The organism is Paenibacillus sp. sgz302115 (genome assembly GCF_056120445.1).
Genome location: NZ_JBVYOK010000033.1, coordinates 35,331 through 54,839, shown reverse-complemented (window position 1 = coordinate 54,839; position 19,509 = coordinate 35,331). Strand labels below are relative to the sequence as shown.

The following is a 19,509-nucleotide window of genomic DNA, read 5'->3' as shown; positions in this document are numbered from 1 at the left end:
AGCCGATGTTCATGCGTTCGAGGTTCCCCGGAGCTGCTGCTCCCCCGGACCGCTCACTCTTATAGCTCTCTGGAGCAGAGTGCTTCAGCGGCACCGGTTTTTTCCGGGCTTGTATTGCCTTCCCCTTCAGTCCGGTCGGTGTAGGGATCACCGGGAGCGACTGCTTGGTCTTTTGCTTCTGCTTCTCAAAAGCTCCTGCGGAAACCTCTACAGCCTGGGCATACGCGTCGCCCATCTGGGTAGGCTGCACCTGGGTAAGCTGATCCAGGATTTGCCCCGGATCTTCGCCACGGATGTTGACCTTCTTGGCTTTGGCCGGGGTTTCCTTGCCGTCTCCGGCTATAGCGCCGAGGGCATCTCCCAGTGAAGGCTCCTTTGGCGCGGCTTTTTCGCCTTTTTCAGCTTTCTCCGAGGCATCCTTAGCGCCCTTGCTGTCCTTGCCGTCCTCATCCTTGGCTTCCTTGCCGCCTTTGCTTCCCTTGCCATCCTTAGCTTCCTTGCTGCCCTTTGCGTCCTCGCCAGCCTTGCCGTCCTTCTCATCCGCTGACTGCACTTCAGCCGACTCCGCCGCTGGATCATTCCCGCCGCCCGTAGCTTTAGACGCGACTCCCGCTTCTTTCTTCTGAGCAGCTACAGCTTTTTCTTCTCTGCCCAATTGTCCAGCAACCGAATTCCTAGTACCTTCCCCCTTTATTCTCTCACTTGCCCTCTCCTTCTGATTATGCTGTTGCTCAAGTACAGCGCTGCTCTTACTCACCGCTGCCTGCTCCACGCTCTGTCCCTGCCTCTGCGGTTCACTTGCCCGCTGCTCCACCTTAACCACCGGCGTCTCTTCCACCTGTGTGGCTAATGCGGGTTGTACGGGCTTTTCCAGCCCTCCCACTCCCTCTTGCTTCGCCTCCACCGCGTTATCCGTCTTCTCCTCTTTCTTGCCGTTTTTCTTCAGCTCGGATAACAACTGAACGACGGCACGGTTGCCCAGGGTCCGCTGGAGCGCCATCTGATCCTCCCGCGTCAACGAAGCCGGGTTCTTGCGGACACGCCGGATAATTTCCACCGGGTCCGGCTGCCGCGCAGCCGCTGGCTTCACGAACATCTGTGGATAGCTGTATGGTTTATGATTAACGGAAGTGTTCTCTTTTTCCTTGCTCACGGTTGCCTGAGTCTGCAAGCCGGGTCCCCCCTCTGTAAAATCAGTCCTATAGAAGATGTAAATTCTATAGCGCTTTTTACAGCCAGGTGGAGAAAGCAATATTTTAAATATGACTTGGCTCTTACCTCGACCGGACTTTCATCGTCTGATTGTGTCTAGATCAGCATCAATTCTAAATCTGTGGCTTAGGACGGAGCCTTTGTGGTTCGGGAGGAGAGAGTTTTCGTCATATCAATCCTCCTGATTCTTAACGGACCGTAAAGCCTTTATTCCCCTGAAAAGGATACATTTATCCGAGCTAACGGACCTTAACGCGCTTATTGCCTCTTCGGCAGGTAAATTTGGGGTAAATGTCCGCCCGTAAAAGCTCTGGAGTCCGTTCGCTTGCGGAAAAAGGACTTCCAGTAGAAATAAGAGCTGCTGAGTCCGTTACAAAAGAAGAGACTCTTTCGACCAGGAGATGATTCTGTTCGTGGGACCTGATACGCCTGCAGCGTGATCTCCACGCCTTAATCTGTTCGACGGAGTATCGTTTGAACTCCATCATTTAGAGTCTAACGATCTACTACTAAGCTAGGGCACGCAAACAAGCAAAAAAGCCGCCGAGATAATCTCGGCAGCCTCTTTTAAATCCAGATACAACTAGCTAAAGTCACAACGACTCACGAATCACTCTTTTGTAATACAGTACCGACAGGAAGCCAAAAATGGAATACAGCGCCGTATACAGCAGCATGACCAGAATCGTCGGTGTAAGCATTTCCGTGCCGAAGAAGAACCAGCCGGACTTGACGGCAAAATAGCTATGGCTCAGGCCAACGAGCAGCGGAATTCCGAAGTTGAAAAGCTGCTTGAGCTGAATGCCGCGCAGGAGATCGCCTTGGGTAAAGCCCAATTTTCGCAGAATGGTGTAGCCTCCTTTTTCCTCCTCCCCCTCATCCATCTGCTTGAAGTACAGAATACAGCCGGAAGTAATCAGGAAGGTCAAGCCCAGGAAGCCGACAATAAACATAATAAGCCCCATATTGTTGCGCTGGCTCATTTCATACTCTTGCTGTGAAAAGCTTGGAACCTCCGGTGCCTGATCCGTAAAAATTTGATTTGCCTTATCAATCTTCGAGCGGTCGGCAAGCTCAATGCCGTAGTACTCCGACTTGTCCTTTGCTTTTTGCAGCTTGGGATTCAGGTCCTTAATCAGCTCCTGGTAGACCGTCTCATCGACAACAAATACGCCGGCGCCTCCGCTGTAATAGTAAGGCACAATAGAATCCTCGGATACACTTATAAGCTGCTGCTTGATCGTACCGTTCAAGGTCTTAAAGCCAACCTCCCCGGTGTCACTCAGTGACATAAGGCTGCTAATAGCACTGCTGTACCCCATAATCCGAACTTCTCCGGGCTGTACATCCAGTCCCTTCAAGCCGCTGTCACTGACCACGGAAGAAGTAATAATGGTGTCTGAGGAATCCTTAGGCATAATCTTCGCAGCATCGACTTCCAACATGACAGGCTGCATATGAATTTCTCTATATTTGATCTGCGCCGCATCCAGCGCCGCTTCAAACTTCTCCTTAGCCTCCACCCGGGAAAACCCGAAATCGTTAGGCGAGCTGCTCTTGGCATTCGCTCCGGCAGAATAATACGAGATGTAGCTGAGCGACAGCAGCCCGATAGCCAGCGCGGATACCGTTGTAATGATCGTCAGCAGGAGCGCATTCGACTTCATCCGGAACATAATGGACGAGAGCGAAAGTACCTCATTGATGGAAAGGTAGCCTTTCTTACTCTTGCGGATAGCGTTGAACACGAAGCTGACTGAGCCTTTATAGAACAAATACGTGCCGATAATAACCAGACCAAGGATAAGAATCATCGAGGTCATCAGCTCGTTCATGCCGTTTATTTTTCCGCTAAAGAGCAAGGTGGATAAATAATACCCAACCGCGATAAAGCCGATGCCGAGCAGACCAATGACGATCTCCCACACCGGCATTTTCTTAATGCGCTCCTGTGCGGTGGAAGTAACTTTGAACAGGGAGAGAATGCTCTGCCCTTTGATGAACATATAGTTCATGAGCATGATGAGCAGGTATACCGCGGCAAAAACGATTACAGTCTGCTGCAGCGCCTCAGGAGAGAAGCGGAGCTTGGCTACGGCTTCAATTTCCAGGATTTTGAACAAAATCATCAGAACCAGGCGCGACATCGCGAACCCGGCACCAATCCCGATAATCATGGAACCGAAATAGAGAATCAGGTTCTCCGCGCTCAGCAGCGTGAAGATTCTTCCCTTCGTTAGCCCAATCAATTGAAACAGTCCAATCTCCCGGCTGCGCCGCTTGATGAAAATCGTATTGGCATACAGCAGGAAAATCGCAACAATCGCTACCAGCAGCACCGAGGATGCGCCGATAGCCGCTCCTCCTTTGACCGTACCGGCGACTTTATCCATTGAGGGATCATACTGCAGCGTAACGAAGGAAAAATACAGTGCCACGCCGAAGATCAGCGCAAAGACGTACAGGTAATAGTTTTTGATGTTTTTCCGCAGATTGCGCAGAATGATATAATTCAGGCTCATTGCTGGACACCGCCTAGTACACTCTGGGTCTTAATGATGTCATTGAAGAAGGATTGCCGGGATTCATCGCCTTTGTTCAATTGAGTGTAAATCTGCCCGTCGCGGATAAACACCACCCGGCTGCAATAGCTGGCGGCAACAGCATCATGAGTGACCATTACGATTGTGGCCTGACGCTTCATATTCATGTCGGCAAGCTTGTTCAGCAGATCGGACGCCGATTTGGAGTCCAGCGCCCCTGTAGGCTCATCCGCAAAAATAATGCTTGGCTCATGCACAAACGCCCGCGCCGCAGACGTCCGCTGCTTCTGTCCGCCAGAGATTTCCGCCGGGTATTTGTCTTTCAATTCGTAGATGCCCAGCTCGCCGGCCACCTGCTCAAATCTCTGATGGGCCTCTTTCTTGGAAATACCGGTAATCGAGAGCGGCAGCAGCACATTTTCTTTGACCGTAAGCGTGTCCAGCAGGTTATATTCCTGAAAAATAAACCCGAGATGGTGTTTGCGGAACTCGGCAAGCTGCTTCTCCTTCATGCCTGTAAATTCCTTACCCTCAATTTCAATGGTGCCCTGGCTTACCCGGTCAATGGAGGACAGCACATTCAGCAGAGTTGTTTTTCCCGAACCGGATGCCCCCATGATGCCGACGAACTCGCCTTTGTCCACCTGGAGGTCAATGCCCTTGAGCACTTCCTGTTTGTTGAATTTATTGCCATACGTTTTATAAATTTTATTCGCTTCGAGAATCATCATGTTTTACCCACTCCTTATCTATAGTTCTATCATAAGCGGGTTTTGCTTCCTTTTCCTGCGTTTCGCCGAACAATATGAAGAGGCATGTGACATTCTTGTCACACGCCCGTAATCCGCAGGAAGTCATTTTCCCGTGGAAAGGTTAAAGTAAACGTTGTACCCTCCCCGGGCGTGGACTCCACCTGAATGCCGATCAGCAGCGCCTCCGCCACCTGTCTTGTCAGATACAGCCCCATTCCGGTCGCGGCTCCTTCCTGCCGGCCCAGTGTCGAGGTGAAGCCTTTGTCAAAAATCCGCGGCAAATCCCTCGGATCAATCCCCCGTCCTTGATCCTCGATGACAAGCACGGCGTGTCCGTCCACTTCCCGGCTCACAATGAGGATATCGGAGATTTCGCTGTATTTTACCGCATTCGTCAGCAGCTGCCGAAGCATGAAGCCAAGCCATTTGCCATCAGTTAACACCTCTTCTACAGCAAGTGATACGTCGAACCCGATGCCTTTGGGAATACACCAGGATTTCAATGCCCGGATCTCTTTGTTCAGAATCGGCTCTAGCCGGGTGATTTCGATGAACAGGTCGTTGCGCATGAACGGAATCCGCTTCTGATGAAGCTGCTGGTCGAGCAAATGATGGATCCGCAGCCATTCGTACATTAATTGGCTCTGCAGCATCTCGTCCGGCAATCGTTCGATCATCAGCTGCATGGCAGTAAGCGGGGTTTTGACCTCATGAATCCAGGACAGCAGATCATCCTTCTCCTGCTCCAGCAGACGGAAATTCAGCGCAGATTCCTTCCTGTACCGTTCGGTTTGGGTATTCACCGCTTCCTGCACCATTTGCTCGAACGGGCTTGCAGCTTCGCTGAATGTGCTGTGATCATACACTTCGTCCCAGGCCGCCATGCTTTTATAGAAACGGGTCTCCTTTGGGTATCTGATAAACACAAAAGTGATACAGACCAGAACATTCAATACAACAATGTAGAGCACCGGCAGAAACGGAATTGTAGCATCAACATAGGCCACGAACAGAATGATCGCCTGCATTACGCCAAGCAGGAGCAGCCAGCTCCGCCTTTCCTTTATGTATTTCCATATCATGACGCCGTCTCCTCAGTCGCCATATAGCCTTGTCCCACTTTGGTTTCGATAAAATCGCTGAGGCCCAGCGGCTCCAGCTTTTTGCGCAGCCGGTTCACGTTCACGGTCAGCGTATTGTCGCTTACAAAATGCTCGTTGTCCCACAGGCTTTTGATGAGCTCCTCACGCTCCACGATCTGATTTTTGCGCTCGGCCAGATGCTTCAGAATGAACATTTCGTTTTTTGTCAGCAGCGCAGTGCCAAGGCCGTTCGTGATTGTATTCTTCCCATATTCAATCGTTGCTCCGCGCCAGGTTTTCAGCTCGATCCGCTCGGTGTTATAGTTGTATACCCGGCGCAGCGTGGCCTGGATTTTGGCGATAAGCACATCGAAATGGAACGGCTTCTGCATAAAATCATCGGCTCCAAGCTGCATGGACATCACCATATCGCTTGGATGGTCGCGGGAGGACAGAAAGATGATCGGCACATTGGAGTGGGCGCGCAGCATCCGGCACCAGTGGAACCCGTCAAAGCGCGGAAGCTGGATGTCGATAATGACCAGCTCCGGCTGGGCCGCCGCAAATTCCTCCATGACGTTGCCGAAATCCGAAATGCCGTAGACCTCATAGGACCACTGAGACAATCGTTCCTTGAGCTCACTGAAAAGCGTAACATCGTCTTCGATAAGCATGATTTTGAACAGTGGAGCCGCCCCCTTTCGAATCTTGTTCTATATTTCTCTAGTTGTCCTCAGCCGGTACCGGAAGCTCAACGCTGATCTCAAGAAACCCGTCTTGTATAGCTGCGCCTGTGCTGCCTCCAAGCTGTTCGGCCAGAAGCCTGACTATGGACAGTCCGAGACCCGTGGTTCTGCTCTTTGCTTTATTGGCTGTGTAAAAACGCTCGAACAGCCGGTTCACATCCATTTCAGCAGCATGCTTCACATGATTTCGAAACACAATGACCGCATTCTGCGTTGTCCGTATCTGTACCTCCAAGTCACCATCGGAATGCGCTATACAGTTACGGATGAGATTGTGAACAATTCTTACGACCATATCCTTATCGGCAAAAGCATACACGGGCGCAGCTTCAGCAATATGCACCGCCAAATGCTGGTCTTCAAAAGCTTCGGCGGCTTCTGCCAGACACTCCGCAACAAGGTTCGTCAGATTGATCCGCCGCAGCTCAGGCTCCGGCTCCGCATTCACAAGATAGGAATATTCAAAAAATTGCTCAATCAAGCTGCCCAGTTCATCCGCATGTTTCCCGGCAATCCGCAGCTTGTCCCGCTCTCCATCTGGCAGATTTCCCCTCTCCACAAGCTGCTGATACCCCTTAATGGCGGTAAGCGGCGTCCGCAGATCATGTGAGATATTCGCAATCATTTCCTTGAAGCGTTTTTCTTCGCGAATGCTGTCAAGACGGAGGTTCTCCTCCGCCTTCAGGCATTTGTTAATATTTGCTGTCAATCGATTCAGCTCCCGGTTGATCAGTTCCAGACTAAGCGGCTGCCGCGTTCTTTCACTCAGCCTCTTCTCAAGCTGCCCGTTAATATTGCGTAGCTGCAGCCGGAGCAAGATGTTATACATGGCGAGCAAAATAACTAAAAAAAACAAAATGACAACCGCTGTCGTCAAAGCCTTCACCGGCCCTTCAATTACTTGATTTCCGTTCTCCGAAATACGCTGTACGTGATGGCAAGCATCACAAGCAGAAATATCAGACTCACTGCAATTGCCTTGAAAATAACTCCCGTACCTGTATTTATCGTCATAAGCGAATAGTTTCCACTAAATGGAGTAGCGGAGAAAATGCGGTCAAACCCCGGATATCTCTCTGCCAGGCCCCCAAGCTGCCCGCATAGAATGGAGAACCCATAAAAAATAGCAACCACAAGAACCGGCTTCTTGAGCACAAAGGCGAGAGGTACGGTAATACTCAGTTGTGCCATGTAGACGATCATCAAGGTCAAGCTGAGCCCGAGCAGCTTCAATACTACAGAGGCTGAAAAACCGCTGCCCGCTCCTGACGTCAGCACATGGAGAAAGCCCATGGCCACAGAACCCATACTATATTCGGAATTCGTGCCAAGCGCAATACCTGTAATAATGGCATAGGGGAGCAGGATGAAGCCCAGCGCCATGCAGAATACAATGGTCTTGCTTATAATGACGGCTACCCTGCTGCTTCCAGTCGCTATAGCATTATGAATTGTTTTGTTATCAAAATCACCGCAGATAAAGACCCCGGCGATAACCGCCCCGAGAATACTAATTACGTTAACATCTGAGAACAGGAACCCGATGCCGGTCATACTCTCATCAACCTTACCCTGTGGGATTAGATTGGCCATAATTGCCATCGCCACCGCGCTTACTGTTGTGATTCCAAATAGGATTTTAATGGCTAAGGATTTACGCAATTTATACAAGTCAGCCCAAATCAGATTATACATTGCTGCCACCCCCAACAACAGAAATAAAGTAATCTTCAAGCGTGTCACCCTCAACCGAAAGGTTAGTCACAACAATTCCATTCTCATAGAGGACTCGCGATACTTTTTCTTTGTCGTCCAGGTAATCATAGAGCTTGACTGTATGATCCGGCAGCACGTTGTAGTTCTTCGTATTCAGCTTCATTTCCAGAACACTTGCCAGCATCCCGGGATTGTCACAGCTAATCCTAATATGATGCCTGCAGCGTTCTTCAAGCTGTGCCAGCGTAAGCGTCTGTCTGACCTCGCCTTTATGGATGATAATATAATCCGTTGCCGTCTGATACAGCTCCGGGAGGTTATGACTTGAGATCAGAATGGTCATTTGCTGATCATCACACAATTGTTTGAGCAAATTGCGGATTTCCACGACACCTAACGGGTCTAGGCCATTGATTGGCTCGTCCAGAATAAGCAGTTCAGGATTTCCAAGCAAAGCGATAGCAATCCCTAACCGCTGCTTCATGCCCAGGGAGAAATTCTTCACCTTCTTGTTTCCGGTATCCGCAAGGCCGACGAACTCCAGCAGCTCTTGCTCCACCTCCTGATTGGGGATGCCCCGCATGATCCGGTGAAGCTTCAGATTTTCCTTAGCGGTCATATTCAGGGTGATACTGGGGTACTCAATCATGGAGCCCAATCTCTTACGTTCAGCCTGTAAAGCCTTTTCTCCTGTATGCCCGAAAAGCTCAATGCTACCGCCGGCAGGAAAACTGAGCCCCGCAATAAGCCGCATGAGTGTAGTTTTTCCCGCTCCATTCTGTCCAATCAGGCCATAGATTTTACCGGCTTCCAGTGTGATGGACACATTATGCAGCACTCTCTGGCCCCGGTAGCTTTTTGTCAGGTTGTTTGTTCTTAGAACAGCTTCTTTCATTTTGCTCACCAGCCCTTTCTGGCTCTACAGTAATTTTCAAAGGTTTAGAAAAGGTTAAGTGCAGCAAAAAGAAGTTCTGAGCATACTACCTTCACTTCTTGTATAGCCGATAGCCCAGGCCCCACACCGTTTCGATATATTCCTCCTGCGGATTGAATTGTCTAAGCTTAGTGCGCAGGTTGCTGATATGAGTCTTCACCGCATTGTCATCGCCGAGATATTCATCCTGCCAGACCGACTCATACAGATTGGACTTGGTGAACACCTTGCCGGCGTGCGTCAGCAGCAGCTCCAGAATCATATATTCCTTGGCTGTCAGCTCCACATCGTCCCCGCTCACAGTGACATGCTTGGTGCCAGTATCCAGCAATAAATCTTTATAACGCAAAACTGTGCTCTCCCGCTTCAGCTTATGGGACCGGCGCAGATTGGACTCTACCCGTGCGATCACTTCACCCAAATCAAAAGGTTTGGTAATATAATCATCCGCGCCCAGCTTGAGCAGATCAATCTTCGTCCCGATCATCCCCTTGGCGGAAATGATGATTACGGGGATATCCGAATATTCGCGCAGCTCTTTAAGCAGCTCGTCCCCGTTCTTGAAGGGGAGCATAATATCGAGCAGAACCAGATCATATGTGTTGCTACGAAGCTCCACGTTGTCATCAATGCCTGTATAAGAGGATTTCACATTGTAGCCCGCATCCGCCAAAGCTTCCGCCAGCATCAGATTGACATCCTCCTGGTCTTCAATAATTAGAATACTCTCCACAGTTCTACCCAATCCCTTCCTGGCTGCAGGTATGGAACATTTACCCAAAATTCCAGAATCATTTTAACACAGAACCTGTGAATGGGGTTAGGCCTCACCTTCCATATATTGTAGTGCTTCACTTAATTCACAAATGGGTATACACTTAAAGTATATTTTAAAAATGCAGGAAGGGTGTAAAGAAATGAGCAGTGAACAAAAGGTGTACTACGGGAAGGATATCAACGTTACATTTAATTCAGAGAAATGCATACATTCCGGTGTTTGCGTTAAGGGCTTCCCTTCCGTCTTTAATTTAAGCAAACGCCCGTGGGTAGACCCTGACGCCGCCACTGCGGAGGAGCTTGCCAGACATATTGACAAATGTCCAAGCGGAGCACTACAATATGCGCGTCTGAGCGATGAACATTCAACGATGAAAGAGGTATAAAAATGCATACTGTAGAACATGACACAGCGGGCAGAAAATTTTTTATCCGGGATCAAGACTCAATTGCTGCAGAAATGACGTATGTCATCTCACACCCGGAGCTTTATATTATTGATCACACTTTCGTTGACACAGCTTATCGGGGACAGGGGCTTGGCGACAAGCTTGTAAAAGCAATTGTGGAGTATGCCCGGGAAAACGGAATTAAAATTGTGCCATTATGTCCGTTTGCTAAGGGCCGGTTCGAACAGAACTCCGAATATGCGGATGTTCTCAATAAGTAAAAATTTATAGTGTGAAACATATAAATTCTTAAATTTGCAGACAGCCTGTAAACCGCACCCCGGGAGGGTCTGGTCTACAGGCTATTTCAGATGCTTTCACGCCATTTCATCCAGCCGGACGAACTCCAGATTTCTGGTCTTCAGTTGCTTCAGTGCTTGCTCTAGAGCCTGCAGCATGAAATGAGGCGCTTGGCGGTCCGCTCCTACTGTCTCGCCGCTGTCATGCAACGCAATAATTGAGCCGTCAGTAATCCGGCCTAATAGCGTTGACTGCAGCCTGGTCTGACAGACCCGGCTGCTCCAGTCACCCGGTATCAGCGTCCATAGAACAATCCGGTACTGCTTGAGACGCCAGAAATCAAATAGATTGATTAATCCCCAAGGCGGACGATAATGGTCAGGTCTCGTGCCGACAATCGACTCTATAATATCGGCGGAGCGCTCCAGATGTTTGCGCCGGATCGTGCCGGGCAGCATCAGCCAGTTGGACGTATGGCAATAATTATGGATGCCGATCTGATGGCCTTCCCTGTCCATTCTTCTGATCAAATCAGGATACTCCTCCGCTTGGGCTCCAAGCACAAAAAACGTTGCCTTCACCTGGTGAGCCTCCAATAAATCGAGCAGCCTTGGGGTGTACTCCGGGTGTGGTCCATCATCAAAAGTAAAAGCGACCTGTCCACAGGTCCTTCCTTTACGAATGACACCTAATCCGGCCATGCGTGTGATCAGAACGGGTACGAGCATGTATAGAGTTACGATAAATACTATTGCGCTTGCCGTGTATTTGAACATGTGTCCTCCCTCACTCCATCTCTAATTACCCCGACAATTTCTGTGCAGGCGAGAACCGCTGTTTCAGTGAAGCCCGCGAATGGACCAGCCTCATCGGCACCAGTTGTTCGGTCCGCTGGCCAATCCGCTCCCGCCCTTCCGGATGCAGCGCAGACAGCAGCAAGCGGAGATAAATGGTAGTCATGCGTCTAAAAAAACCGGGCTGGAGGTTCTGCTGCTCAAATCCAAGACCATGGGTGATTCCCCGGTGGAGAAGCGTGATCCCTAATACTGCCTTCACCTGCTTAAATTCGCTTTGCGTTTCAAAGGCCTCATTGATCTGCCGCATGGATTGACGCAGCATTCGCGCTGTCTGAAGCGCAGCCCGGTTCGAGCCTTCGGTTTGAATAAGCTTAAGAATGCTTCCGTTATCAAGATGGAGCTCCCCCACCCACTCTCCAGGCTGAATGACCGTGGAATCCTCGCATACGATGGGCTGCCCTCTATGCTTTTTAAGCATTACACTGCATATGCCAAAGTGCGTCGTACCGGCTCCACGAAAACGTGAACTGAGCGCAAAGGCTTTTTCCCATAACATCCAGACCGACTGTACCGTGGTTTTGCTTGGTTTGATAATGATCTCGTTCATCCCCCTAAGTAGTCCATTGTCGTCATTAATCCTAATTGTAGCTGCCAATCATTTCTTTTTTCTTAGCCGAATCTTACGATAATCTTAAGTTGAGGTTAGCCATTTGAGATTCGCGGGAGGGCAAGCTGATTTCCATTTTGGTCCAGCGCCACTTGTTCTTTTAGACGCCTGGCATCCGCCAAGCCCTGCAATTTGGAGAATTTAGCTAATCTACCTTCTACCGGGCAGCAAACAGAAAAATAGACCTGGCGTTTCGCCAAGTCCATTTCTATAATGAATATGTTATGCCATCCTTGCGCAAGTTACTTATTTTTGACAACATTTTTATGGGGGATAACCATATACTTGTTGATGTTTTGCCGGATGTTTTTCTTTACAGGGGGCAGCTTAGTCAGCGGAATCATTATTGAATTGACCATTCTCGTGCCATACTTCTTGTGTGGAAAGTCGTATAATCCATGCTTTTTATAATATCTGTGATCGCCTTGAAAAACAAATCTGAGGTTTCCCCATATATCATCTCTTAGTATTTTCATACCGCCGATCCCAAGGAACGTTTGTGGTCTAAGGTAGTGTTGTGCAGAGAACTGCACGAGCTTGTGAGCCAAGGCTTCCATTCTTTCATTGATTTCCGCGGAATCCCCGTATTCATCCGTAAGAATTCCCGCCAGATTTGCTCCATCAAACTCTATAAGAGCCTGCAAATGTTCAAGTAAATTACTGTTCTGGCTTAAAGGTCCTGAGATTAGAACCCCCATTTGCTTGCCTGTAAACTGGGGTTGGTGGGTCCGAAAAAAACTCCGTTCAATAAATATTTTCCATGTGGCTGATAAATATCTGTCCTTCATCCCGCCTGCATAGACAATAATGTCAAACTCTCTTATTTGCTCATAGATTTTTTGGATGTCATCGCTTTTCCCGTATATACATTGATTATCGAACCCGCACTTTATGCATCCCTTACAGCCGCCCTTTATCTCTATGGCAGATATATCAATCACTTCTGCTTGAGTTAGCTTTCTGAAACGATCCACCATTCTACCAATATTGCCCGTCTGATCGACGGAATCAGTCACAATAATGATCCTTTGCCCCTTATTTTCGAGTGTGCGTTTCACTTCTCCAGGTATATAATCAACAGCGCTGTATTGGATGGGCATGTACGTTCTTAATGTCTTATTTCTTTTCTCTATACTTTCAAACACGTTCTCTGCAAAAAGGATCAAATTGCTTCGCACCTTTTCTTGCATCAAATCATTCATATGAGCGGAAAAAGAATCAATATACCGCATTCCCAAATCATCACATATAGAATGAATATAGTTCAGCGCAATATGATCGTGAAAATGCAGGGAAGTAGCCACCGATGCCGTGTATTTGTCCTTAAAAGCATCCTGCACGCCTCTCTCCCAGATTAACTCTATAAAGCGCTTGTAATGGGAATGCACCATGCAAAAATAAAGAGGAAACGCCCAGATGACTCCATCAGCGCTTGCTACACTCCCAATTGCTTTGTTGAAAAATGTTAAATCACTCTCGAGTTTTTTGAGCGAATGGGCAACATTAATGTAAATAAACTCGTGCTGCGGAAATCTTTTCTCTAAATATTTCACATACTGTATCGTCACACTTTCCTCGCCTTTTGGGCTTCCGTTCAGAACCGTTATCTTCATCCGGCACCTCCTGTTTTACGCGTTCTCTAAATCGCTCAATAACTTATTGCCCCATTCAATAACGTATTTATAATAATTGATTCCGAAAACTAACGTAGAAAATTGATACACATCATATGATTCCTTTATTTGGTTTTCATGTTTCCTGAGGCTGTTAAAAACTTTTTCAACTTCAGCAATAAGGGCCTGCAATTTCTCTATTGCCTTTTCCTTAGGAAGAAATCCCAAAAAGAACACCTTAACGAGATGATCCGGTTTGGTCCTTGTGAACTCTACTGGCAGTTCCAGCCATTTCATAAACTCAGATTTTCCATCCCCGCTGATTGAATACAGCTTTTTAAGCTTCCCTCCATCAACAACCTCACGCGAATCTATTGCGCCTCTAGCCTCCATTCTTTTTAGTGCAGTGTATATTGTTCCAAAGCTGGCATCAAAAAAATTCGACGTGCTTTTTACCATACACTGCTTTAAGTCATAACCGCTCAGTTCACCGTTCATTAAAAAACCCAGCATAATGTACTCTAACATTTCACCCTCCACATATTCCGTTTGAACATATGTCGTTTCAACATATGTCGTTTCAACATATATCCTTTAGACATACAATAAAACAATCCATTCATTTTGTCAATAATTTACTTTGTCAGCTTGCCATTCTTATCGGGTGCGATATTCGGAAATAAACGCAGCGCATTGTCACAATAAATCTGCCTGCGCTGTTCATCTGTCAGCAGGTCCGTTCTGTCCAAGTCATCTGCTAAAACCTTGCAGGCGAAGCCGGGTGTGTAAGGGTAGTCGCTGCCGTACATGAGATGCTCCGCTCCAACCAATGGCAGCAGATTCGCCAGTTGTCTGGGCAGACAGGCTCCGGCAAGGTCATAGTACATTCCTTGCAGAGCCGCATAAATATCCACTGCAGCATTTTCCATATGTCCGCTGAAGACTGAGGGCATCATTTGAAGAGCTGGTGCAATCCGGTCGGCGAGAACCGGCAGAAATGCTCCGGCATGGGGGACAATAAATTTTATATCGGGGAAGCGGTTCAGGGTTCCTGTTAAGATCAGGTTCATAACCGTGCGGGTCGTATCGAAGAAAAATTCCATCATGGGAATAGGCAAATCTTCCGCTACATGCTCTGGCACAAGGCCCGGTTTATTAGGATGGAGAGTGACTATGGCTTTACGGTTGTTCAATTCTGCAAATATGTCCACCAAGCCTGGATTGCCCAGGTACACCCCCAGTACGTTCGTCGGCAATGTGAAGCCATCCGCATGCAGGACATCCAGCGCATATTGAATCTCTACAATACTATTCTGAATATCCGGCAAGGGCAAAGAGGCCAGCAAGCCAAACTTCCCGGGATATTTCCTTACAAGCTCCGCACCTTCTTCGTTGGCAATCCGGGCCAAGTCTCTCGTAGCATTGTTGTCTCCAAAATGAATATGGGGGGATGACAAGGAGAGCATAGAAGCAGCAATCCCCAAATCGTCCATAGTCTCCAAATGGAGTTCAGGACTCCATGCAGGAGTAGGAAACCCGTCGGGGTTCGGTTCACAGAACTGAAGCAATGCTTCTCTGTACGCCTGTGGCAGGTAATGGGAATGAAGATCAATTTTCGCTGTCATCGCAATTCCTCATTGAAAGCTTCGCTTAATTTTGTACATACCAAAGTCAGAGCGTCTCTTGCTTCCTCTAACGTCATCTGCATGTTGAAAAAGCCATGAATGACGCCATCGTATCTTTTCAGACAAACGTCAACCCCGGCCGTAGACAAACGCTGCGCATACAGTTCTCCTTCATCTCTCAGTGGATCAAATTCTGAAGTAATGATACATGCAGGAGGAAGCTCTCCGAAGTTGTCGGCCAGCAGTGGTGAAGCGAGCGGATTCTTGGCCTCGCTTAATTCATTCAAGTATTGACGGACAAACCACTCGATGCCTTTGGTGGTGAGTCTGTAGCCTACAGCATTGTCCACCCGGGATTGCGGTTTTGTCTCACCCATTAAATCTAGCATTGCATTAATAATGAGCTGATATACAAGCTTAAATTCCCCTTTATCTCTGGACAATTGGCTAATTACAGCCGTAAGGGTTCCCCCTACGCTGTCGCCGCCGATGGCGATTTTATCGGGCAGAATATTCAATTTATCCGCATGATCAGCGATCCATTTCACAACCTGGTAGCATTCTTCCACCGGCTCAGGGAACTTGTGCTCCGGCGACAAGCCATATTCTATGGAGATTACCGCACATTTCGCAGTGTTCACAATCGCGCGGCATACCGGGTCATACACTTCAATATTTCCGAACACAAATCCGCCGCCATGGATCCAGATCAAGGCTGGATGACGGCCAAATCCTTGAGGATGATAGACTCTGACCGGTGTTTCTCTTATGGATGTTGTAACAGTAAGATCGTATACAGCTCCAACTTCTTCGGGGCTTCCTTTACAATCATCCCAGCTTGCGGCGTACCATTCCCTTTGCTTATCAAGCGGCAGCGCATAGAGTTGCTCAAAATCAGTTTCAAGCAATTTATTCAGTTTCGGGTTCAGCGGCATGTTCATACCCTTCTTCCTCAAATATAGTGAATTCGTCAAGGTCAACATTCATCGCCTGTTCAGCCATCATTTGCAGCCCTCTAGTCACCTGATCCTTTGCCCCTTCATCCATCCCTCCGGTAACATACCTCTCCCACTTTTCCAAACGCTTGTAGAAATAGTCCTGATACTCACTTCCTTTAGGGGTTAAAAAGAGCTTTTTGGCTCTCTTGTCTTCCAGCATCGTTTCCCGCCGGATAAACCCTTTTCTTTCAAGTGATTTGATGGACCGCGCAGTTGCAGCCTTATCAATAAATAGCAAAGCAGATAACTCTTCCTGATTGATCCCTTCGTTGCCGTACAGGTTCATTAGCAGGATGCTTTCCGAAAAGCTTATGTCCAAGCTGGTAAAAGCTGCTGTAATGTAAGCCTGAGTTTGTCTGTTAAATATCCCCACATATCTGGCTAAAGGTAAAAGCTCCAGTTTGACCGCCTCCATTAGTTGATCAAGTCAACTATGTTATAACGCTAAATGTTGAGTGTGTCAACTAATCTGGTCATTTTTAGTTGACTTAGAACGCGGGAAGATTTATATTATAGTACATAAATTGTACCATTCATAAAATGTACTATTAACAAAATGTACTATTGATCTAAATTTTAAGGAGGAGATTGGATTTGGATGATAACAAACTAGATAAAGTAGCAGAAGGGGTGATGAAGGTCTTCCCGGAAATTGTAAGTTACTTTTTTCAGCTTAGAGACGAGGTATCTGACCCGTCGTATACCTACCAAGATTTTGTCACATTACATATACTCGAAGAATTTGGGAGGGCTCCCATTTCAGCAGTCGGGAAGATTCTGATGATATCCAAATCCAGAATGACTGTATTAGTGGACAAACTACTTAAAGCAGAGCTGATAGAAAGAGTTCCAGATCAGGAAGATCGTAGAATTGTTAATATTGCACTCACTGACAAAGGCAAGGAACTGGCAGTAAATAATAAACAGAACCTAAAGCTTAGGATCAGTAAGAGGTTTGCTATCCTCAGTGATGAGGAATCCGAGCAATTCATACATTCACTGATGATTGTGCAGCAGCTGATGTCTAAAACTGAATCGGGAGATGAAATATTGTGAAACCTATTGAAGCTCTAACCCAAAAACAAAAAAATGTAATTATGGTAGGTCTGACTCTGAGTGTTCTTCTAACGGCTTTGGATAGCACGATTATTTCTACGGCGATGAAAAATATTACCGATGACCTGAATGGCCTGGATTTGTTCGCTTGGCCCTTAACCATTTACATGCTGTTCTCAACGATCATTACCCCTATCGCCGGAAAGCTCGCCGATACCTTTGGACGCAAGCTCTTTTTCATGATAGGTGCGGCAGCCTTCCTGATCGGTTCCTGCTTATGCGGACTATCGCAAAGCATGCTCCAGCTGATTATATTCAGAGGCATCCAAGGCTTGGGATGCGGGATCTTAATGGCCAACACATTTGCCATGATCGGAGATATTTTCCCGCCTGATGAAAGAGCAAAGAACACAGGAATCGCTTACTCCGCATTTGGATTGGCAAGTATTATTGGCCCCATTCTTGGAGGGATGATCGCGGATCACTTCGGCTGGAGATGGATATTCTACATCAATCTTCCGATTGGCATACTGTTTATATTCCTTATCCTGACCACCGTCCCCACTCTCCACAACGAAAGCTCCGCACCAAGAACTGTGGATTACGCAGGCACGGCAGCTTTAATTGTGGGCCTTGTTCCCCTGCTTCTGGCTTTTACATGGGCCGGGAAAAAATTCGAATGGTCATCACCGGAGATTATCTGTATGTTTATTTTTTCTGTGCTCGCACTCATCATTTTTGTTGTGATTGAAAGGACCGCAAAGGAGCCTATTCTCCCCTTGGGGTTTTTTAAAGACAAAACATTTCGTGTAACAACGGCAATGGTGTTCCTATCTAACGCCAGCATGTTTGGAGCGGTACTGTTTATTCCCTTATTTACACAGGTTGTGCTGGGCAAAGATGCAACGAATTCCGGCCTGGCCACGGCACCGCTCATGCTAAGCTTTGCGATCGCAAGCGTGCTTGGCGGAAAAATAATCTCCAAAACGGGAAAACTCAAGGTCATCGCAATCACCGGATTTATCATCACAGCAATAGGATTCTTCATCCTGACAAGACTGAATGCAGGTTCAACGATTCTAGAGGTTGATGTGGCCATGGTGATTTCCGGGCTGGGCATTGGGCTCAATATGCCGGTCTTTACGCTGGCGGTCCAGAATGCTTTTCCACAGACTCAAATGGGGATCGTCACAGCCACGGTTCAATTTTTCAGAAATATCGGTGGAACTATTGCTTCTGCTGTGTTTGGCGCTATTATGCTGTCATCCCTTACAAGCGGGATTAAGAATATAGACATATCCAGGTTCTCCGCTGCTGATCCATCCATCGATTTCAGTGCCGTCCTAAGCTCACCCCAAGCGCTGATGGATACTCAAACTATAAATGCCTTGAAGGAACAAATCCCGCCTGCTGCAATAGACAATTTCAACAGGTTCTTAATAGAGATCTATGGCATTCTCTCTACGGCCATTCATGATATATTTCTGGCCTCTTTAATCATCGTCCTTGCTGCTGCCGCCCTCTCATTCCTGATGCCGGATCATACCCGAAGTAAGAAGTAAACCTGTATTCTAGTGCGCTTTCAACACTTTAAGAGTGTTTTGGCTTCTCCGGCTTGCGGTTAAGCGCGGTCAGCAGCGGGCCGTCCCGGACCAGGCGGGTTAAAATCAATGCCAGCTCATCCGGGGGAAGCGTTCTTCCTGTCTCGAACCAATGCCGGATCACACCGAAGTGGGCTGAGCTGAAATAAGCAACAATGTAATCTGCAGGAACTGCCAGGCTGTCTTGCTCCAAGGTCCGCATAGGCAGCTTTTCATACATGCGCCTCAGGATCAGGGCTCTTAATCTTTTGCCGAAAGAGGTTCCCTCCTGGGCGAAAAAAATAGCGAAAAAACGGTGCTGCTCCGTCATAAAGCGGATAAACTGGACAATCGATGGAAACGGCTCATCCTGTAGCCCGCTGCCAAGCAGCTCTTTCGGCTCACTCTGAGCGGGCAGGTTGTTCAGTTGCTCTATAATCCGATCCTCCATCTTCTCCATCAGATCGTAAATATCCAGATAATGCAGATAAAAGGTACCGCGGTTGATTCCCGCCTTGGCAGTCAGGCTCCTTACATTCACACTTTCAATTCCCTGCTCCTCAACCAGCGCAAAAAAAGCCTCGTCAATCATCCTTCTCGTTCTGACCACCCGAAGATCATCGGTTTTGTTCACAAGAACTCCCTCCACTTAATGAACACTATTCGAAATAGTGATTATTGTATATCCAATATGCCCTAATTATAATAAACACATGGTTCAT

At 47.7% G+C, this 19,509-nt stretch carries 21 protein-coding genes; 4 read left to right on the top strand and 17 right to left on the bottom strand.

Annotation, left to right across the window (positions count from 1 at the left end):
• The 9 genes from AC0LWN_RS30780 to AC0LWN_RS30740 form a co-directional block, all read right to left on the bottom strand.
• Window positions 1-1,171, bottom strand: a 1,171-nt coding sequence (locus AC0LWN_RS30780) for a cell envelope integrity TolA family protein (protein ID WP_474672118.1), incomplete at its 3' end; no start/stop codon positions are given.
• A 634-nt stretch (window positions 1,172-1,805) separates the two neighbouring features.
• Window positions 1,806-3,734 (bottom strand): FtsX-like permease family protein, encoded by a 1,929-nt coding sequence (locus tag AC0LWN_RS30775; RefSeq protein WP_474672116.1) that lies wholly within the window; start codon window positions 3,732-3,734, stop codon window positions 1,806-1,808.
• Window positions 3,731-4,486: an ABC transporter ATP-binding protein gene (locus AC0LWN_RS30770; RefSeq protein WP_474672114.1), complete on the bottom strand. Its 756-nt coding sequence runs from the start codon at window positions 4,484-4,486 to the stop codon at window positions 3,731-3,733. Before AC0LWN_RS30770 ends, AC0LWN_RS30775 begins: the two co-directional genes overlap by 4 nt.
• 98 nt (window positions 4,487-4,584) lie before the next feature.
• On the bottom strand, window positions 4,585-5,589 hold the full coding sequence (locus tag AC0LWN_RS30765) for a sensor histidine kinase (RefSeq protein ID WP_474672112.1): 1,005 nt from the start codon (window positions 5,587-5,589) through the stop codon (window positions 4,585-4,587).
• Window positions 5,586-6,275, bottom strand: coding sequence for a response regulator transcription factor (locus AC0LWN_RS30760; protein ID WP_458967430.1), 690 nt, complete (start codon window positions 6,273-6,275; stop codon window positions 5,586-5,588). The genes AC0LWN_RS30765 and AC0LWN_RS30760 overlap by 4 nt, the downstream gene beginning before the upstream one ends.
• Before the next feature lie 37 nt (window positions 6,276-6,312).
• Window positions 6,313-7,221, bottom strand: coding sequence for a sensor histidine kinase (locus AC0LWN_RS30755; protein WP_474672110.1), 909 nt, complete (start codon window positions 7,219-7,221; stop codon window positions 6,313-6,315).
• Window positions 7,222-7,232: 11 nt separating this feature from the next.
• The gene (locus AC0LWN_RS30750) at window positions 7,233-8,030 is read right to left on the bottom strand and encodes an ABC transporter permease (protein WP_474672108.1); all 798 of its coding nucleotides are present in this window, start codon (window positions 8,028-8,030) and stop codon (window positions 7,233-7,235) included.
• Entirely contained in the window at window positions 8,023-8,946 is a 924-nt protein-coding gene (locus AC0LWN_RS30745) for an ABC transporter ATP-binding protein (protein WP_474672122.1), read from the bottom strand. The genes AC0LWN_RS30750 and AC0LWN_RS30745 overlap by 8 nt, the downstream gene beginning before the upstream one ends.
• A 91-nt stretch (window positions 8,947-9,037) precedes the next feature.
• Window positions 9,038-9,718, bottom strand: a complete 681-nt coding sequence (locus AC0LWN_RS30740) for a response regulator transcription factor (RefSeq protein ID WP_474672106.1) — start codon at window positions 9,716-9,718, stop codon at window positions 9,038-9,040.
• Window positions 9,719-9,902: 184 nt separating this feature from the next.
• On the opposite strand from AC0LWN_RS30740, the gene AC0LWN_RS30735 reads away from it, so the two are divergent.
• Both AC0LWN_RS30735 and AC0LWN_RS30730 read left to right on the top strand, forming a co-directional pair.
• Complete coding sequence (locus AC0LWN_RS30735) at window positions 9,903-10,148, top strand: (4Fe-4S)-binding protein (RefSeq protein WP_474672104.1); 246 nt, start codon at window positions 9,903-9,905, stop codon at window positions 10,146-10,148.
• A 2-nt stretch (window positions 10,149-10,150) separates the two neighbouring features.
• Window positions 10,151-10,432, top strand: coding sequence for a GNAT family N-acetyltransferase (locus tag AC0LWN_RS30730; RefSeq protein ID WP_474672102.1), 282 nt, complete (start codon window positions 10,151-10,153; stop codon window positions 10,430-10,432).
• Window positions 10,433-10,528: 96 nt separating this feature from the next.
• Here the strand turns inward: AC0LWN_RS30730 and AC0LWN_RS30725 are convergent, their stop codons facing one another.
• From AC0LWN_RS30725 to AC0LWN_RS30695, 7 genes are all read right to left on the bottom strand, one after another.
• Window positions 10,529-11,227, bottom strand: a complete 699-nt coding sequence (locus tag AC0LWN_RS30725) for a polysaccharide deacetylase family protein (RefSeq protein ID WP_474672100.1) — start codon at window positions 11,225-11,227, stop codon at window positions 10,529-10,531.
• 25 nt (window positions 11,228-11,252) lie between these two features.
• Window positions 11,253-11,855, bottom strand: coding sequence for a YkoP family protein (locus AC0LWN_RS30720; protein ID WP_474672098.1), 603 nt, complete (start codon window positions 11,853-11,855; stop codon window positions 11,253-11,255).
• 302 nt (window positions 11,856-12,157) lie between these two features.
• Complete coding sequence (locus AC0LWN_RS30715; RefSeq protein WP_474672096.1) at window positions 12,158-13,528, bottom strand: NAD(P)H-dependent oxidoreductase; 1,371 nt, start codon at window positions 13,526-13,528, stop codon at window positions 12,158-12,160.
• Window positions 13,529-13,543: 15 nt separating this feature from the next.
• Window positions 13,544-14,056 carry a PadR family transcriptional regulator gene (locus AC0LWN_RS30710; protein ID WP_458967440.1) on the bottom strand — a complete coding sequence of 171 codons (513 nt, stop codon included), beginning with the start codon at window positions 14,054-14,056 and terminating at the stop codon, window positions 13,544-13,546.
• Window positions 14,057-14,163: 107 nt separating this feature from the next.
• Window positions 14,164-15,153, bottom strand: a complete 990-nt coding sequence (locus AC0LWN_RS30705) for an amidohydrolase family protein (RefSeq protein WP_474672093.1) — start codon at window positions 15,151-15,153, stop codon at window positions 14,164-14,166.
• Window positions 15,150-16,094 carry an alpha/beta hydrolase gene (locus AC0LWN_RS30700; protein WP_474672091.1) on the bottom strand — a complete coding sequence of 315 codons (945 nt, stop codon included), beginning with the start codon at window positions 16,092-16,094 and terminating at the stop codon, window positions 15,150-15,152. Before AC0LWN_RS30700 ends, AC0LWN_RS30705 begins: the two co-directional genes overlap by 4 nt.
• Window positions 16,063-16,470: a MarR family winged helix-turn-helix transcriptional regulator gene (locus tag AC0LWN_RS30695; RefSeq protein WP_474672089.1), complete on the bottom strand. Its 408-nt coding sequence runs from the start codon at window positions 16,468-16,470 to the stop codon at window positions 16,063-16,065. The genes AC0LWN_RS30700 and AC0LWN_RS30695 overlap by 32 nt, the downstream gene beginning before the upstream one ends.
• A 275-nt stretch (window positions 16,471-16,745) precedes the next feature.
• On the opposite strand from AC0LWN_RS30695, the gene AC0LWN_RS30690 reads away from it, so the two are divergent.
• The gene (locus AC0LWN_RS30690; protein ID WP_474672087.1) at window positions 16,746-17,207 is read left to right on the top strand and encodes a MarR family winged helix-turn-helix transcriptional regulator; all 462 of its coding nucleotides are present in this window, start codon (window positions 16,746-16,748) and stop codon (window positions 17,205-17,207) included.
• A complete protein-coding gene (locus AC0LWN_RS30685; RefSeq protein WP_474672085.1) occupies window positions 17,204-18,769 on the top strand; it encodes an MDR family MFS transporter in 1,566 nt (521 codons plus the stop codon). Before AC0LWN_RS30690 ends, AC0LWN_RS30685 begins: the two co-directional genes overlap by 4 nt.
• 28 nt (window positions 18,770-18,797) lie before the next feature.
• On the opposite strand, the gene AC0LWN_RS30680 is transcribed toward AC0LWN_RS30685, so the two are convergent.
• Window positions 18,798-19,421, bottom strand: coding sequence for a TetR/AcrR family transcriptional regulator (locus AC0LWN_RS30680; RefSeq protein ID WP_474672083.1), 624 nt, complete (start codon window positions 19,419-19,421; stop codon window positions 18,798-18,800).
• Between the last annotated feature and the right edge of the window lie 88 nt (window positions 19,422-19,509).